This window comes from Larsenimonas salina (assembly GCF_023736155.1).
GTDB classification, from domain to species: Bacteria; Pseudomonadota; Gammaproteobacteria; order Pseudomonadales; family Halomonadaceae; genus Larsenimonas; species Larsenimonas salina.
Window position 1 is genome coordinate 1,092,164 of sequence record NZ_JAMLJJ010000001.1, and the last position, 16,627, is coordinate 1,108,790.

Annotated in this window: 13 protein-coding genes; 8 read left to right on the forward strand and 5 right to left on the reverse strand. The window is 61.6% G+C overall.

Annotated features, from left to right (window positions below):
- The first annotated feature begins 174 nt into the window (after window positions 1-174).
- Window positions 175-1,899, forward strand: coding sequence for a sodium:solute symporter family protein (locus tag NAT23_RS05205; protein ID WP_251926159.1), 1,725 nt, complete (start codon window positions 175-177; stop codon window positions 1,897-1,899).
- A gap of 94 nt (window positions 1,900-1,993) precedes the next feature.
- On the opposite strand, the gene NAT23_RS05210 is transcribed toward NAT23_RS05205, so the two are convergent.
- Window positions 1,994-3,457 (reverse strand): catalase, encoded by a 1,464-nt coding sequence (locus NAT23_RS05210; protein ID WP_251926160.1) that lies wholly within the window; start codon window positions 3,455-3,457, stop codon window positions 1,994-1,996.
- A gap of 440 nt (window positions 3,458-3,897) precedes the next feature.
- Between NAT23_RS05210 and NAT23_RS05215 the strand changes: the two genes are divergently transcribed.
- The 4 genes from NAT23_RS05215 to cyoD are packed head-to-tail and all read left to right on the forward strand — an operon-like array spanning window position 3,898 to window position 8,037.
- Complete coding sequence (locus NAT23_RS05215) at window positions 3,898-4,884, forward strand: cytochrome ubiquinol oxidase subunit II family protein (RefSeq protein WP_251926161.1); 987 nt, start codon at window positions 3,898-3,900, stop codon at window positions 4,882-4,884.
- Window positions 4,881-6,986, forward strand: a complete 2,106-nt coding sequence (locus tag NAT23_RS05220) for a cbb3-type cytochrome c oxidase subunit I (RefSeq protein ID WP_251926162.1) — start codon at window positions 4,881-4,883, stop codon at window positions 6,984-6,986. The genes NAT23_RS05215 and NAT23_RS05220 overlap by 4 nt, the downstream gene beginning before the upstream one ends.
- Window positions 6,983-7,618, forward strand: coding sequence for a cytochrome c oxidase subunit 3 (locus NAT23_RS05225; protein ID WP_251926163.1), 636 nt, complete (start codon window positions 6,983-6,985; stop codon window positions 7,616-7,618). Before NAT23_RS05220 ends, NAT23_RS05225 begins: the two co-directional genes overlap by 4 nt.
- Entirely contained in the window at window positions 7,618-8,037 is a 420-nt protein-coding gene (gene cyoD, locus NAT23_RS05230; RefSeq protein WP_251926164.1) for a cytochrome o ubiquinol oxidase subunit IV, read from the forward strand. Before NAT23_RS05225 ends, cyoD begins: the two co-directional genes overlap by 1 nt.
- Window positions 8,038-8,087: 50 nt before the next feature.
- On the opposite strand, the gene NAT23_RS05235 is transcribed toward cyoD, so the two are convergent.
- The 4 genes from NAT23_RS05235 to yghU form a co-directional block, all read right to left on the reverse strand.
- Window positions 8,088-8,879, reverse strand: coding sequence for a PhzF family phenazine biosynthesis protein (locus NAT23_RS05235; RefSeq protein ID WP_251926165.1), 792 nt, complete (start codon window positions 8,877-8,879; stop codon window positions 8,088-8,090).
- A 69-nt stretch (window positions 8,880-8,948) separates the two neighbouring features.
- Window positions 8,949-10,391, reverse strand: a complete 1,443-nt coding sequence (hemG, locus tag NAT23_RS05240) for a protoporphyrinogen oxidase (protein ID WP_251926166.1) — start codon at window positions 10,389-10,391, stop codon at window positions 8,949-8,951.
- A 20-nt stretch (window positions 10,392-10,411) separates the two neighbouring features.
- Window positions 10,412-11,593 (reverse strand): N-methyl-L-tryptophan oxidase, encoded by a 1,182-nt coding sequence (solA, locus tag NAT23_RS05245; RefSeq protein WP_251926167.1) that lies wholly within the window; start codon window positions 11,591-11,593, stop codon window positions 10,412-10,414.
- Window positions 11,594-11,692: 99 nt separating this feature from the next.
- Window positions 11,693-12,568 carry a glutathione-dependent disulfide-bond oxidoreductase gene (gene yghU, locus NAT23_RS05250; RefSeq protein ID WP_251591435.1) on the reverse strand — a complete coding sequence of 292 codons (876 nt, stop codon included), beginning with the start codon at window positions 12,566-12,568 and terminating at the stop codon, window positions 11,693-11,695.
- Between the two features lie 165 nt (window positions 12,569-12,733).
- Here yghU and NAT23_RS05255 point away from each other — a divergent pair, with 165 nt between their 5' ends.
- From NAT23_RS05255 to dbpA, 3 genes are all read left to right on the forward strand, one after another.
- Entirely contained in the window at window positions 12,734-13,201 is a 468-nt protein-coding gene (locus tag NAT23_RS05255) for a DUF3237 family protein (protein ID WP_251926168.1), read from the forward strand.
- 22 nt (window positions 13,202-13,223) lie between these two features.
- Window positions 13,224-15,077, forward strand: a complete 1,854-nt coding sequence (locus NAT23_RS05260) for an ABC transporter ATP-binding protein (protein WP_251926169.1) — start codon at window positions 13,224-13,226, stop codon at window positions 15,075-15,077.
- Window positions 15,078-15,155: 78 nt separating this feature from the next.
- Entirely contained in the window at window positions 15,156-16,556 is a 1,401-nt protein-coding gene (dbpA, locus tag NAT23_RS05265; protein ID WP_251926170.1) for an ATP-dependent RNA helicase DbpA, read from the forward strand.
- Window positions 16,557-16,627: the final 71 nt, after the last annotated feature.

A 16,627-nucleotide genomic window follows, 5' to 3' on the forward strand; every position in this document is an offset into this window, starting at 1 on the left:
CTCGAGTGCGCAACGCGCAAGGTTTCAGATTTTCTTAATCAGAAAAGAATGGATTTTACTCAGGGGACGTCGTTCATACTGCGACCGACGCCGCACTGAGAATGCCTGTAACGATCAGGCTTTCTATCATCGAGGTCGCATCAAGACTCGCACTAACAACAAACGAGCGTTTTCATGATCTACACGGTTTCCATCCTGCTTAGCCTGGTGGGCTATTTCATCATCGGCAATCTGGCCGGCCGGCGCGTTCAACATCTGGACGACTACCTCGTGGCCGGGCGCAACGCGCCGACCTTTCTTATTCTTGGCACACTGGTTGCAAGTTATTTGAGCACCAGTGCGTTTCTGGGCGAAACCGGCTTTGCCTATCAGGGCTACCCGTTCGTCATGCTGATCTTTGCCGCACTGAGTACCTCGGGCTGCCTGCTCGGCGCGCTGGTATTCGGCCGCTACCTTCGGCGCAGCAAGGCGCTGACGGTGCCTGAGTATTTCGGTAAGCGCTTCAACTCCCGCCAGGTGCAGCGCATCGCCGGCCTGACTACTGTCATCGGGCTTGGCGCCTACCTGCTTGGCGTCATGCAGGGTGCGGGCATCATGTTCCAGGAACTGACGGGCCTGCCCTACTGGGTCGGGCTGGTGCTGGTGTGGCTGACCTACACCGGCTTCATTTTGTACTCAGGCTCCCCGGGCGTGATGCTGACCGACACGATCATGTTCGTGATCTTCTCGCTCGCCGCGCTTGGCGGGTCGCTTTATATCATCAATGACCTGGGCGGCTGGCCCGGCGCCGTCAGCGGGCTGCTCGATCAGACCGACAAGCCCGGCATCGCGCTCTGGCATGGCGTACTCGAGGGCGAAGGCAGCACCTTTTCCTCCCCCGGCGAGGCGCTGATTTGGGGCGTGACGCTTGGTCTTGTGTGGGCGGCGGTACTGGCCGCGAGCCCGTGGCAATCAAGCCGCTACCTGATGGCGCGCAACGAGCACGTCGTCATGCGCTCGGCAATGCTGACCGCGGTGGCGCTTGCGGTGTTTTACGCGCTGATGATGATGACCGGCGCGGCGCTCAACCTCTACAACCCGGATCTTGAGGGTGAGCGCGCCATGATCTGGGCGGCGATGAACATCTTGCCGCCATGGCTTGGCATCGTGATCATCACCGGCGTATTCGCCGCCGGACTGTCGTCCTGCTCGACCTTCCTGTCGATCATCGGTTTCAGCATTTCAAACGACATCCTGCCGGCCTCAAGCAGCGACGCCGCCGCCATGCGGGCAAGCCGTCTCGCGATTTTGGGCGCGGGTCTGATCGCGCTGATTCTGGCGCTGTTTCAGCCGCCGGCGGTGATGGCGGTGGTCTGGTTCGCGGCAACGCTTTTTGCCTCGTCCTGGGGGCCGGTGGCGCTGATGAGCGTGTGGAGCAAAACGATTACCGCCGCCGCCGCCGGCTGGGGATTGATCGTCGGCTTTGTCGGCAACCTGATTCTCTCGCTGATGATCCAGGCCGAATGGATCACACTTCCGGTCTATCTGCACCCGGTGCTTATAAGCACGGTCGCGGCGCTCATTGCCATCGTGATCGTGTCCCGCTTGACCAGGGTAAGCGAGGAGGAGCGGCGCTACCGCGAGTTCCTGCACCACGACGATACCCACGGACTTCCAAGCTGGGCCAACGGCTCACGACTGGTCGCGCTGTGCACCATGCTGTCGGGCATTGGCGTGGGTGTGTTTCTGTGGCGTCAATACGCCGACACACTTGCATCGCTTGCCTCGCGTTACGACATTGCATCGAGCGATGTGACCGGAGCCTACGTGCTCGCGGTCGGCTGTGGCGGCATGCTGTTCATGGCCGGTGCCGTCGGCTTCTGGGTCGTTCGTCGGCACAAATCCGGTCAACCGAGCTAAAGCCTCGGCATTCAACGCGTCTTGTCATGCATAAAAAAACCCGCGCTCAAGCGCGGGTTCTCTTTTTTCGATCACTTACCGGTACATATCGAAATCAGCCGTTGCGGTTGGCCGTTACGCCGTCACGCACACGCTTGCCGATGGTGGCATCGACGTTGTCCCAGTATTCGAACACGCGTGAAAGCACCGGCTCTTCGACATCGGCGCTGACGTGGCCGACGATGTTGCTGACCAGACGGTCACGAGCAGCGTCGTCCATGACCTTGTTAACCAGATCGTTGGCCTGGCTGAAGTCGTCGTCGTCCTGACGCTTGGTGTAGGCCGCCCGCACGAACTCGCCATCGGCTTCCCAGGTGGCGTCTTCCGGATAGCGTTCCGGTTGCGCCGCTGCGCCGCCCTTGCTGTTCGGGGCGTAAACGGGGTCGCTTGCCAAACGAATGCGCATTTCACCGCCCTTGGCGTAGCTGTTGACCTCGTTGATCGGCGTATTGACCGGAATGTGCTTGTAATTGACCCCAAGACGCGCCCGGTGGGCGTCGGCGTAGGAAATGACACGCGCCAAAAGCATCTTGTCCGGCGAGAAGCCCGTGCCAGGGACCGAGTTGTTCGGCTCGAACGCGGCCTGCTCGATCTGGCTGTGGAAATCGGTCGGGTTGCGATCAAGCGTCAGCTTACCGACCTTGATCAGCGGATAATCCTCGTGCGGCCAGATCTTGGTCAAATCGAACGGGTTGATGCGATAGGTCTTGGCGTCCTCGAACGGCATGATCTGCATGTGCAGCGTCCAGGACGGGCAGTCGCCATTTTTGATCGAGTTAAAGAGATCACGGCGGTGATAGTCCGGATCGGTGCCGTCCATCTTGACCGCTTCTTCCTGGGTCATGCACTCGATGCCCTGGTCGGTCTTGAAGTGGTACTTGACCCAGAACCGCTCGCCGCCTTCGTTGACCCACATGTAGGTGTGGCTCGAATAGCCGTTCATGTGGCGCCAGGTGCGCGGAATACCGCGATCGCCCATCAGCCAGGTCACCTGATGCGCCGATTCCGGCGAGAGCGACCAGAAGTCCCACTGCATGTCGTGGTCACGAAGACCATTGTCGGCGCGGCGCTTCTGAGAATGGATGAAGTGCTGGAACTTCAGCGGGTCACGCACGAAAAAGACCGGCGTGTTGTTGCCGACCATATCGAAGTTGCCCTCTTCGGTATAAAACTTCAGTGCGAAGCCGCGTGGGTCACGCCAAGTATCGGGACTGCCGCTTTCGCCGGCAACGGTCGAGAACCGGGCGACCACCTCGGTCTTGGCCCCTTTTTGAAGGAACTTGGCCTTGGTGTATTTACTGACGTCTTCGGTTACCTCGAAATGGCCGAATGCGCCGCTGCCCTTGGCATGGGGCTGGCGGTCGGGAATCATTTCACGGTTGAACGCCGCCATTTGCTCCATGAGATAATGATCATGAAGGACGATTGGGCCATCCGGGCCAACCGAGAGGGAATATTCATCACTGGAAACCGGAATACCGGCATCTGTAGTCGTGGGCTTTCGATTATCGTTAGACACGGTCAACTCTCCATAAAGCTAGTCAAGGCATCCTGCCTTTGGGTCGACAGACATTCGTGTTATCCAATGCCTGCTCAGGACACCCATGTTGCATTCTGATCCGCTGGCATCAGCGTAGTCGCTTTAACGCCTCGATGCCGTCTCGACCATAGCACCAAACGCTGGATAACCACACAGCCGCCCTTGGCCCTATTCGGTGCTCACACCGTGCTTACGCAACCCGACCCTGCTCCCGAGCCCCCGTCAGGCCTCGCTTTTCAAGCGAAAAATGAAATCAGAAACCACATATTGATAGCCTTTAACTATAAATGTCATCTAAAAGCCTCATGACCGAAATCTACTTTGAAAGATGACGCAACCTCTTCAATACTAAGGCTCACCTAAGGGAGTGGCAGGATCCTCCACCCCCGACGAATCAAACATGGATGTCGGAGCCGTCAGTGAATTCCCCACCCGCCTCATGCCAGCGAACTGCCTTTCGTTGGCTGCTTTCGCTCGTCGCTGTATCTGCTTTCGCGCTTTTAAGCGGGTGTGATCGTCTTCCCGGTTTTCTAAATCCGGGCGGTCCGATCGCGCATGCTCAACGCGAGCACCTGGGCTTCGTAATATTGATGGTCATGATCGTGGTGCTTCCGGTGCTTGTGCTGACGCCCTGGCTGGTCTGGCGCTACCGCTACTCGGGCCAGGCGCGTTATCGCCCGCGCTGGAGCTTTTCCAAGCTGATCGACGTGTTGATCTGGGGCGTTCCGGTCGTTGTTGTCGGCGTGCTGTCGGTGGTGCTGTGGCAAAAGACGATCGCCCTCGACCCTTATAAACCCATCGAAAGTGACAAGGCGCCGCTCGAGGTGCAGGTGATCGGCTTTGATTGGAAGTGGCTGTTCATCTACCCGGACCAGGGCGTTGCCACGCTTGGCCGGCTCATTCTTCCGACCGACCGGCCGGTGTCGTTCACCCTGACCTCGGCCACCGTCATGCAGACGTTTTTCATTCCGGCACTGGGCAGCCAGATCGACGTCATGAACCGAATGGTGACCCGTCTCAACCTTATTGCCGAGCGCGAAGGCAACTTCATGGGACGCAATATCCAGTACAACGGCGAGGGGTTCTACAAACAGCAGTTCACGACCCAGACCGTCAGCCAGAACCGGTTTGATACCTTCATCGACCAGATCCGTACGCAGGGTCACACGCTTGACCAAAGCGCCTACACGCTTCTTAAAGCGCAAAACACCTGGAAAGACGTCGCCAACGCACTGAGCGATGACCCACCACCGCCGGCGCCGATGGTGGCCTTCAGTCAGATTCCAGACGGCCTGTTTCACGCCATCGCCCGGCACCAGCCGGTCGATTGGGCAAGCCTTGCCGAGTCAAGCGAGGCCGCATCTGATACGTCAGAGCGCGACATTCAAGAGAGGAACACCCAGTGACCAACGAGTCTTCATTTCTGCTCGGCCGACTCGGCTGGGACGCCCTGCCGTTTTGGGACATGATCCAAAACCCCACTCGAGAATCCATCATCAACGGCATTATCGCCTCGGGCGCCGCCGGTATGGTGGTACTTGGCGCGCTTGCCGCCATGGCGTTGATCACCTGGTATGGCAAGTGGAAGGTGCTCTGGTGCGACTGGCTCACAAGCGTCGATCACAAGAAAATCGGCATCATGTTCATCGTGATTGCGCTGCTCATGCTTTTACGCGCCGTCATCGAAGCCGCGTTCATGCGCGCTCAGCAAGCCTTCGGCCTCGGCGGCGGGTTTCTGTCGCCCGAGCATTACGGGCAGCTCTTCACCACCCACGGCACCATCATGATCTTTTTCATGGCGATGCCGTTTCTGACCGGGCTGATCAACTTCGTGATGCCGCTTCAGATCGGCGCACGGGATCTGGCGTTTCCGGTGCTCAATTCGGTAAGTTTCGGCCTGACCGCCGCCGGCGCCGCGCTGATGATGATCTCGCTGGTGCTGGCGCCGTTTTCAACCGGCGGCTGGACCGGCTATCCGCCGTTCACCGAGCTTCAGGCCAACCCCGGACCGGGGGTGGATTACTGGATCTGGGGGGTGACGCTCTCGACGCTCTCCTCGACCTTTTCAGGCATCAACTTCGCCGTGACGATCTATAAAAAGCGCGCCCCAGGCATGACACTGATGCGTATGCCGCTGTTCTGCTGGACCGCGCTTTGCACCTCGATTCTGATGATCTTCGGCATGCCCCCGCTGACGGTGGCCACGGGCCTTCTGGCGCTGGATCGCTACCTGGACTTCCACATGTTTACCGCCGACCTTGGCGGCAACATGATGAACTACATCAACCTGTTCTGGGCCTTCGGCCACCCGGAAGTCTACATCCTGATCCTGCCGGCGTTCGGAGTGTTTTCGGAAGTGTTCTCGACCTTCTCGGGCAAGCGCCTTTACGGCTACACAGCGCTGGTGATCGCGACCATGGCCATTGCCGTGCTGTCGTTTACCGTCTGGCTCCACCACTTCTTCACCATGGGGCAAAGTGCCCACATCAACGCCGTGTTCGGCATCGCGACCATGCTGATCGGCATTCCGACCGGGGTGAAGATCTTCGACTGGATGCTGACCATGTATCGGGGGCGCGTGCGTTTGACGGTGCCGATGGTCTACGCCGTGGGCTTTCTGATTCTGTTCTCCATCGGCGGGCTCTCCGGCATCATTCTGGCAACGCCCAGCATCGACTATCAGATTCACAACTCGCTGTTTCTGGTGGCCCACTTTCACAACATGCTCATTCCGGGCCTGTTGTTCGGGATGCTGGCCGGCTACACCTACTGGTTCTCCAAGGCGTTCGGTTTCCAGCTCGATGCCCGCTGGGGCTATCGCGCAGCCTGGAGCTGGATTGTCGGTTTCATGCTGGCGTTCTTTCCGCTGTACGCCCTTGGCCTTCTTGGCATGCCGCGGCGAACCGTGGCGTTTTTCGACCCCGTCTATCTGCCCTGGACCATCGCTGCGGGCCTTGGCGCACTGATTATTCTGTACGCGATCGTTTGCCTCATGGCGCAGCTCTGGGTCAGCATCAAGCGCCGCGCCGCCCTCGCCACTCCCGGCGGCGACCCCTGGGATGGGCGAAGCCTTGAATGGGATACGCCCTCCCCGGTGCCTGAATACAATTTCCCGGTGCTGCCGCAGGTCAACAGCCACGACGCCTTCTACCGGCAAAAATGCGACGGTGCCCCGCATGAGTCCCCTGCGCGCTACGAGCCGATCATCATGCCCAGAAACACCGCCATGGGCGTGATCATCGGCGTAAGCGGCACCGCCGTCGGCTTTGGATTGACCTGGCACATGTGGTGGCTGGCCCTGGCGTTCACCGGGGTGGCGCTTATTGCCATGATCGCGCGTGGTTTCGTGCGCAACACCACCTGGACCCTTGACGCCGAGGCGATCGAGCGCCAGCAACGCGCGTGGGCACATCAGCTCGAGCAGTTCGAACCGATCACACGTCAATGGGAACAGAGCGAGGCCAACCGCGGCGTACCCGTTCCGCCCAAGGAAGGAGCGATTCAATGACCACGCACACCGCAGGCGCCTCGACGCGCCACCCGGGGCTCAATCTGGGCGAGCCGCACGAGGAGGCTCACAGCGCCAACGAAGAACTGGTGTTCGGGTTCTGGGTCTTCATGATGAGCGACTTCATCATCTTCGGGCTGCTGTTTGCCACCTACGTCACCATGCTCGGCGGCACTGCCGGTGGCCCGGGCCCGAGTGACCTGCTGGAAATGAAGGGTGCCTTCATCGAAACAATGCTGCTGCTCGCCAGCAGTTTTACCTTCGGGATGGCGTCGCTGTCGCTTAAATACCATCAAGGCACGGCGAAACTGATCGGCTGGCTGGTGGTGACGCTTCTGCTCGGGCTCGGCTTCATCGCCCACGAGCTCAAGGACTTTCACACCATGTTCAGCGAAGGCGGCTACCCCAGCCGCAGCGGCTATCTTTCAGCGTTTTTCTCGCTGGTGCCACTTCACGGCCTGCACGTGGCCGGGGCGTGTCTCTGGATGCTGGCGATCTTCGGGCAGATGGCGGTTCATGGCATCGATACTCAGGTCAAGACCGGCCTCACCCGGCTTGCAATTCTTTGGCACTTTCTCGACATCGTCTGGATCGTGATCTTTTCGCTGGTGTATCTGGGGGGGCTGACCTGATGCGCGCGCACGAGTCAAACGCTCAAGACACCCAAACCCTTGATCAGAACACCGACCAAAACACGCAGGCGCAGAAACGTGGCCACGATGACGAGGACCTGGCCCGAGAGCGCCAGCGCGAGTTTCGAAGCTACGGCTGGGGGCTTTTTCTATCGCTTGTGCTGACGCTGATTCCCTTCGGCGTGGCCGCGTTCGTGCCGCTGCCATCGATTGCCCATTGGATCATCATCGGCGAATGCGCGGTGGTTCAGATCATCGTGCACTTTCGATTTTTCCTGCACATCTCGTTTTCACGCAACACCCGCGAAGACCTGCAGCTGATCCTGTTCACCGTGCTGATCATCACCATTCTCGCAGGCGGCACGCTCTGGATCCTGTTCGATCTCTACTACCGGATGATGCCCGGCATGGCGCCCTAGGCTTCAAAAAAAAGCGCCCTACGGGGCGCTTTCTACATCAATGAAACGCTTTACCGCGCGTCAGGAAGCGTTACCACGGCTTCAAAATAATCCACCGCCTGGCCGATCAGTCCGACGCGGTCCCCCTCGACCACGCACGTAAGCTCACCAAGGCGCTCTGAAACCTGGTGGGCCGTAAGCGTGGTCTTGCCAAGCCGCTCGGCCCAGTAAGGCGCCAGCTCGCAGTGCGCCGAACCGGTGACCGGGTCTTCCGGCACATCGAGCTCGGGGAAGAACGCCCGGCTGACAAAATCCACATGATCACCCGGGGCAGTGACCACAACTCCTCGCTTGCCGAGCCCATGCCAATGGGAAAGCTTGGGCGTGAGCGCGCGCACCTGCTGCTCGTTTTCAAGCACCACCACGATATCGAACGCCGCATGCACCTCGGAGGGCGTCACGCCAAGCCCTTCGAGCAACGCCGGTGACGCCTCGAACGGCTCGGGCATCGCGGCCGGGAAATTCATGCGGTAACCCAAGTCAAGCTTCGAGACAAAAAGCGGGCCGCTTCGGGTGTCAAAGCGAAGCGTGTGCTCGGTCGCGCCTAGATGGGTAAAGAGCACGTGGGCGGTGGCAAGCGTTGCGTGCCCGCAGAGCATTTCTTCATCCTTGGGCGTGAACCAGCGAAGCCGATAGCCCTCGCCCTCCGGCACGAAAAACGCGGTCTCGGACAGATTATTTTCAGAAGCGATCGCCTGAAGCGTGGCCTCTGGCAACCACTCGGTCAGCGGGCACACCGCCGCCGGATTCCCTCTGAACAGCTCGCTCGTGAACGCGTCGACCTGGTACATCGAAATGCGCATCTCATCTCCCTGGCGTGTGCCAGCACCCGCTGGTGCTGTGTGATTGCTTCTGACGTGGTCGTTTACGTTTTAGCGCGCAGGCGCTAGCCGCTCGCCCAATAGCCGCCCGTTTTCGAGACAGTCGCCGACCGCGATGCCGCCGCGCCAGTTGCCAACAAGCGAAAGCCCCTCATGGTGGGCCAGTGCGGCGTCCAGCGCCTCGATCCGCTCGAGGTGGCCGAACTCGTACTGCGGGATCGCCTTCGGCCAGCGCTGCACCCGGCTCCAGACCGGCTCGCCGCGAATGCCAAGCAGATCACGCAGGTCATAAAGCACCTGCGCCACCTGCGCGTCGTCGTCCCACTCGGCCACGCCCGGACGACGTCGCCCACCCATGAACCCGGTCAGCAGCACATGGCCGTCGGGGGCGCGGTTCGGGAAAAGCGTCGAGGAAAAGAGCACCCCGAGCGTGGTGCGCTGCTCGCGGTTCGGGATCAACAGCCCGAAGCCATCGAGCGGGTGCATGATGTCCTCCGCCCGAAAACCGAGCGCAACGGCATTAACCGAGGGGTAGACGATCTCCTCGAGCGGGCGGGAAAGCGCGGGGTCGACCGGCTCCAGCAGGCGCGCACTGACGTGCGCCGGCACCGCCAGCACCAGCTCGCTCGCCCTGAAGCGTTGATCCTTCGTCTCGACGCACCAGCCCTCACTTGTGCGCTGTATTGATGAAGCCTCACAGCCGAGATGAATGCGCGCCGCCGGCTGGGCCTCGATGCGCTCGGCAAGCCGGTCCGTCAGGCGGCGAAGCCCATCTGGGAAGCTGACCAGCTGACCGCGCCACTCAGGAGGCAAGGGAGACGGTGCGCGGCGTGCCTTGATGAGCCCGGTGAGCCCGCCGCGAATCAGCGAGCCGTATTTCTGCTCAAGGGCCACCAGCCGCTTCATGGCCGCCGGCGCCGACAATCTCGACGGGTCGCCGGCGTACACCCCCGACACGAACGGGTCGACCATATAATCGAGCACGCGCCGGCCAAGCCGACGCTCGACGAACGCCGCCAGGCTCTCTTCCCGCTCCGGGGCGCGGCGCGCGAACGGCTCGCGAAGTACCTGGGACCAGCCTTTAGCACCCAGAAGCGGGTTGGTCACGGCCTTCAATGGGTGGGTCGGAAGCGCGACCGGCGCCCCCTGATAGGCAACAAACCGCTTGCGGGCGGCGGTGTTGGCGGGCTGCGCCTCATCGAGCAATTCAAGCTCTTCAAGAAGCGCATAAAGCGGCGGCTTCATCATCAGCGTGTTGGGGCCGATTTCGGTCTGCCAGCCGCTGTCGCGCCGAGTGCCAATGTTGCCGCCGACCGTATCGCCTCGCTCTAGAAGCGCCACCCGAAGTCCGCGCCGCGCCGCCGAATGCGCCGCAGCAAGCCCGGTGGCGCCGGCACCGACGATGACCACGTCCCAGGCGTTTTCGGTCGTGTCCTGTTTTTTGCTCTGCTCTTTGGTCATGCCCTGCTCTTCCGTTGTCCGTTGGGTCTGCATCGAGCCGCGTGCTCCAGGCGTTAGAGGGTAAAGCGCGATAGCCGAAACGCCGACAGTGACGCCGCCGGCTGCGCGGTTAAAAGCCAGTGGGCGAGCGCCTCACCGAGGGCGCTGGCGAACTTGAATCCATGGCCTGAAAAACCACCGGCCACCATTAGACCGGGCCGGGGCTCGTCGATAACGAAGTGCTCGTCCGGACTTCGAACGTAGTGACACACCGCGCCGTGACGTAACGTGCCAACGCCCGGCAGGTAGCGCTCGATGACCCGGCGAAGCTCCGCCTCATCATCGCCGTGCGCCCCGAACGGAATTAACGGGTCGTCGGGAGCGACCGGCTGGCCGCCATCATGACGGCCCATCTTGAACCCCGCGCCCTCGAGGTCGGGAAAGCCGTAGAACACGCCCTGCTCAGAGTCGGTCAGGCTAAAGCCCGAAAAGTGGTCGGGAAGGTAGCGGTCATCGGCCTCGAACCAGGCAAACGTCTTTCGAACCCGGGCCAGCGGCAGCGTCACGTCAAGCGTGTCGGCAAGCGGCGCCGTATGCGCCCCGGCCGCCAGCAGCACCCGTTCGGCCGAAAATGTACGGCCATCGGCGCAGTGCGCGACAAAACCACCGTCACTGCGCGCGCTCAGGCACACGACGCGCGCGCCGGTCACCAGCTCGCCATGCCGTGAGCGCTCGACGCGCCGGCGCCAGGCGGCAAGTATGCGCTCCACCCACAGAACGCCGGCCTCGGCCTCGAAGCAGCCCCGCATGGGCTCACTCAGCGCCCAGCCGGGAAAGCGCTCGGTTACTGCGGCTGCGTCCAGTGTGTCAAGCGACAGCCCGTGCGTCGCCGCACTGTGCTGCACCTGACGCACGAACGGCGCCGAATCAGGGCCAACGTTGATCACGCCCGTGGGCAGAAAAAGAGACTCGCCGGTCTCGCGTTCAAGCTCTCGCCAGAGCGCAAGAGCGCGCCTGGCAAGCGTGACGTAGCCGGCGCCTTCGCCGTAGGCCAGACGAATCAGGCGGGTCTGGCCGTGGTGCGCTCCGTGCGCGTGCGGTGGGCTGTGAGCGTCGAGCACACGCACTCGAGTCGCGTCGTTGGTGTGCGATGCGGTATCAGAAAGCTCGGTGGCGGCAAGGGCATCGGCGGTGGCCAGCCCCATGCTGCCCCCGCCGATGATCAGATAGGGAGTGTGCGTAGATTGGATCGCCATCGACGGCTCCGTGCCCGGTGTAAGGAGGGCGTTATTGTTGCCCGACGAGCGCGAAGGTCAAGCACCGCGCTCATCGGTCACACCGAAGGCAGGCGCTGGCTAGTCGTTGCCGCCGATCTTGTCCTGGGTCTTGGTGTCAAAATCACGGGCGTCGTGGCGTTCATGCAGCTGGGTTTCCGGCTCGCCGAAGGTGCGATTGACCATGCGGCCGCGCTGCACCGCCGGACGAGCATCAATGGCGTTCGCCCAGCGCAGTACATGGGTGTACTCCTGCACCTGCAGGAATTCAGCGGCGTCGTACAGACGCCCGAGCACCAGCTGGCCGTACCAGGCCCAGGTCGCGATGTCGGCAATCGAGTAGGTGTCACCGGCCAGGTAGTCGTGGTCGGCCAGATGGCGGTCGAGCACATCGAGCTGGCGCTTGGTTTCCATGGTGAAGCGGTCAATGGCGTATTCGATCTTGACCGGTGCGTAGTTATAGAAGTGCCCGAAGCCACCGCCCAGATACGGCGCGCTGCCGATCTGCCAGAACAGCCAGTTCAACGCCTCGGTGCGGCTTACGTGCTCGGTCGGCAGGAACTCACCGAATTTCTCCGCCAGATACAAAAGCATCGACCCGGACTCGAACACCCGCACCGGCTCGCTGCCGCTGTGATCGACCATCGCCGGGATCTTCGAATTGGGGTTGATGTCGACAAACCCACTGCCGAACTGATCGCCATCGCCGATGTTAATCAACCAGGCATCGTACTCCGCGCCCTGATACCCAAGCGCCAGCAGCTCTTCGAACATGATGCTGGCCTTGACCCCGTTGGGCGTGGCCAGCGAATAGAGCTGAAATGGATGCTCGCCCACCGGCAGTGCTTTTTCGTGGGTAGCGCCTGCGACCGGCCGGTTGGTGCCTGCGAACTTGCCGCCACTTTCTTTCTGCCACTGCCATACGCGGGGCGGCGTGTAGTCGGACTGCGTTGTCATGTCGGTCTCCCTCGATCCTTGAAGGCGCGAACGCGCTTGCTGAAAATGAATCCGCCTGAAAAGATAGCGTGTTAACGACCTCGACGCGACCCATGTCAGGTACGACGTTGACGCGAGGTCTATAGTAATGCTCATGACCGTTTTCTTGTTTAGACCGGAGAGTTCATGTCCCCGACGCTCGAGTTTTCCTTTCGTATCGCCATCACGGTCGACGCCCCCACCATTGTCAGCAGCGACCCCACACGCGGCAAACGTCAGCTGATTCCGATTCTTGGCGGTGAGGTCAGCGGCGCGCTCGAAGGCCACGTGCTGCCCGGCGGCGTCGATAGCCAGTTCATCCAGCCTGACGGCCTGTGCCGATTGTCGGCGCGCTACGCCCTGGCAACCAAAGACGGCACCGTCTACATCGAAAACAACGGCATCCGCCGTCTGCCAAGTGCCTTCACGGCGAACCTCTTCGGTGATGACATGGGCTTTTTCAAACACGTGCCGGTCGAGGACATCTACTTCAAGGCCACCCCTACCTTCGAGGTCGACGACGCCCGACTGCACTGGCTGACCGAGTCCGTGTTCATCTGTGATGCCAAACGCACGCCGGACACGGTCAACCTCGATATGTACCGCGTCCTCTGATCACCTCCTGGGAAAATACTCCATGTTTCGCTGGTTCGAACGCCGCCTTGACCCCTTTCCCCCGGAAGAGCCTGAACGCCCGCCCGAGCGCTTGCTGGCGTTCTGCCTGCACTACACCAAGGGCGCTTGGCCGTACCTGGCGGTCGCCACGGTCCTGATGGTTCTGATTGCCTCGATCGAGGTATGGATGTTCAGCTTTCTCGGCAACATCGTCGATTGGCTCAGCACCCAGAACCGCGCAACGTTTCTGGCCGATCAGGGGTGGGCCCTGGCCGGCATGGCCGGGCTGATCCTGATTCTTCTACCAACGCTTGTGACCTTTCATTCGCTTCTTAACCATCAAACCCTGATGGGCAATTTCCCGATGCGCATCCGCTGGCTGGCCCACCGCTACCTGCTCAAGCAGTCGATGCCGTTCTATCAGGACGAATTCGCCGGCCGCATCGCCACCAAGGTAATGCAGACGGCGCTTGCGGTGCGCGAATGCGTGATCAAGCTGTTCGACGTGCTCAACTACGTAAGCGTCTATTTTATCGGCACCCTGATTCTGGTGGCCAGCGCCGACTGGCGTCTGGCGGTGCCGCTCGCGCTGTGGCTTCTTGGGTATCTCGGGCTTCTTCGCGTGTTCGTGCCGATCATGAGCCGAGTGTCCGAGGCCCAGGCCGACGCCCGCTCGCAGATGACCGGACGCATCGTCGACAGCTACAGCAACATTCAGACCCTGAAGCTCTTTTCCCACGCCCGGCGAGAAGCCGAGTTCGCGCGTGACGGCATGAGCGGTTTTTTGGACACCGTCCACCGGCAGATGCGGCTGGTCACCGGGCTTTACGGCCTGTTGTATCTGTTGAACGCGGTGCTGTTGTTTTCGATCGGGGCGCTCGCCATTCGGCTGTGGCTCGAAAGCGCCATCACCGTCGGCGCCATCGCAGTGGCAATCGGGCTTGTCATGCGGCTTTGGGGCATGTCGCAGTGGATCATGTGGGAAGTGTCGAGTCTGTTCGAGAACATCGGCACCGTGCAGGATGGTATGGCCACGCTTTCAAAGCCGCGGCAGGTCGAGGACAAAACAGATGCCCCGGCGCTTTCATTGACCGAAGGGGCGCTTCGCTTCGACCATGTGAATTTCCATTACGGCAAGGGCAGCGGCGTGATCGATGCGCTGACGCTCGACATCGCCCCCGGCGAAAAAATCGGTCTGATCGGCCCCTCCGGCGCCGGAAAGTCCACGCTTGTGAATCTGCTGCTGCGATTCTATGACGTCGAGGGCGGCGTGATTGCCATCGACGGTCAGGACATCGCGGCCGTCTCCCAGGAAAGCCTTCGGGCCCAGATCGGGATGGTGACGCAGGACACCGCCCTTTTGCACCGCTCGATCCGCGACAATCTCGCCTATGGCCGGCCTGACGCCACCGACGCCGAACTGTGGCAGGCCGCGGCCGAGGCCCACGTGGCCGACTTCATCGGCGAGCTTAGAGACAGTGCCGGCCGACACGGCATGGACGCCCACGTCGGCGAGCGCGGGGTCAAGCTCTCAGGCGGCCAGCGCCAGCGCATCGCCATCGCGCGCGTCATGCTGAAGGACGCCCCGATCCTGATTCTGGACGAGGCCACCTCGGCGCTTGATTCCGACGTCGAAGCCGCCATCCAGGACAACCTCGACCGGCTGATGGAGGGCAAGACCGTCATCGCGATTGCGCATCGGCTCTCGACCATCGCCGCGATGGACCGGCTGATCGTGATGGATCAGGGCCGCATCGTCGAACAGGGCAGCCACCGGGAGCTGCTCGAACGCGGCGGCCTCTATGCAAGGCTCTGGCGACGACAATCCGGCGGCATGCTCGATCATGATATTGAAGCCAACGCGGACGCTCCTTAAGCGGGGGGCGGTCAACGTGTCGGCAGCAATCTTCTGGTATGCTGCCCGCCATCGCTTCGCTCATAAACAGGATGCCCCGTGACCCACGCGACCGACTCCACCGACTTCGCCACTCTCGCCCTGCCCGAGGCGCTGGCACGTAACCTTGACTCGCTTGGCTATCACACCATGACCCCCGTCCAGGCCGCGAGCCTGCCGCCGGCGCTTTCGGGCCGTGATGTGCGCGGTCAGGGCAAGACCGGCTCGGGCAAGACCGCAGCCTTTGGTCTAGCGCTTCTGGCTCGGCTCGACGTTGCCCGCTTTCGCGTCCAGACCCTGGTGCTCTGCCCCACGCGAGAGCTTGCCGATCAGGTCGCCGAAGAGATCCGGCGCCTAGCGCGGCAGATGCATAACGTCAAGGTGTTGACGCTGTGCGGCGGCGCGCCGATCGGCCCGCAGCTTCACTCGCTCGAGCACGGCGCGCACATCATCGTCGGCACGCCGGGCCGGGTCGAGCAGCACCTGCGCAAGGGCTCGCTGTCGCTCGATCATCTTACGATGTTCGTGCTGGATGAAGCCGATCGCATGCTCGACATGGGTTTTGAAGAGGCCCTTGACGCCATCATCGATGACATGCCGCGAACGCGTCAGACACTGCTGTTCAGTGCAACGTTCGACGCCGCGATCACGCCGCTTGCCGACCGCCTGTTGACGAACCCGGCCATTATCGAGGTCGAGAGCACGCACAGCCGTGAGAGCATTGAGCAGCACATCTATGCCCTCGACTCGCTGTCCCGGTTCGAGGCGCTGGTGCAGGTTCTGCTGCACTACCGACCCTCGAACTGTGTGGTGTTTTGCAATACCCGCGCAGAAACACAAAAGCTTGCCGAGGATCTGGCGCACGACGGCTTCAGCGCCAAGGCGCTGCACGGCGATCTTGATCAGCGCGAGCGCGACCAGACGCTGATTCAGTTTTCCAACGACAGCGTCTCGATTCTGGTCGCAACCGATGTTGCCGCCCGTGGGCTCGACATCGACGCGCTCGAAGCGGTGATCAACTACCAGCTGGCAAGTGATCTCGACGTGCACACACACCGCATCGGCCGCACCGGCCGCGCCGGTGGCAAGGGCGTGGCCTGCACGTTGATCAGTGACCGCGAGCGTATGCGCCTGCTGGAACTGAGTGAGCGTCTGGGCCAGGAACTCGAACCCGAACCATTGCCGCGGCCTGACGCCTCGAGCACGCCGTTTCCCGCGCCGATGGCCACGCTCGAGCTCGATGCCGGCAAGAAACAGAAGATTCGACCGGGTGATCTGGTCGGGGCGTTGACCAACGCTGAGTACGGCCATGCGCTGGACGCCAACCAGCTTGGCAAGATCAAGGTGACCGCACGGGCAAGTTTCGTCGCGGTTGATCGGCGGGCGCTCAAACAGGCGCTCAAGCAACTGCAAAGTGCGCCGCTCAAGGGCCGCCGGGTGCGTGCGCGCGTCTTGTCCTGATCACTGCGTTCGACAGTGACGTGATCTGACAGATAGTGACGTGATCTGACAGATAGTGACGTGATCTGACA